Below are 554 nucleotides of genomic sequence, written 5' to 3' on the forward strand. Positions count from 1 at the left end.
CGATTTCAGGTCGTGGTACAGTGGTAACTGGTCGTGTTGAGCGTGGTATTGTACGCGTATCAGACGAAGTTGAAATTGTTGGTGTTAAAGACACAACTAAAACAACTTGTACTGGTGTAGAAATGTTCCGTAAGCTGCTTGACGAAGGTCGTGCAGGTGAGAACTGTGGTGTGTTATTACGTGGTACTAAGCGTGATGACGTAGAACGTGGTCAAGTACTTGCTAAGCCAGGTTCAATCAAGCCACACACTACTTTCGAATCAGAAGTATACGTGTTATCAAAAGAAGAAGGCGGACGTCACACTCCATTCTTCAAAGGTTACCGTCCACAGTTCTACTTCCGTACAACTGACGTAACTGGTACAATCGAGTTACCAGAAGGCGTAGAAATGGTAATGCCTGGTGACAACATCAAGATGGTTGTTACTTTGATTTACCCAATCGCGATGGACGACGGTTTACGTTTCGCTATCCGTGAAGGTGGCCGTACAGTTGGTGCTGGTGTTGTAGCTAAAATCATCGCTTAATTGCGAGTTTAGTTAACATTGAAAAAG

At 44.2% G+C, this 554-nt stretch carries 1 protein-coding gene; it reads left to right on the forward strand.

The window, feature by feature from the left end:
* A partial coding sequence (locus tag NE535_RS18660) for an EF-Tu C-terminal domain-related protein (RefSeq protein ID WP_261300046.1) occupies positions 1-527 on the forward strand: 527 nt, incomplete at its 5' end.
* Positions 528-554 lie beyond the last annotated feature (27 nt).

This window comes from Shewanella holmiensis, assembly GCF_025370255.1.
In the GTDB taxonomy this organism is placed as follows: domain Bacteria; phylum Pseudomonadota; class Gammaproteobacteria; order Enterobacterales; family Shewanellaceae; genus Shewanella; species Shewanella holmiensis.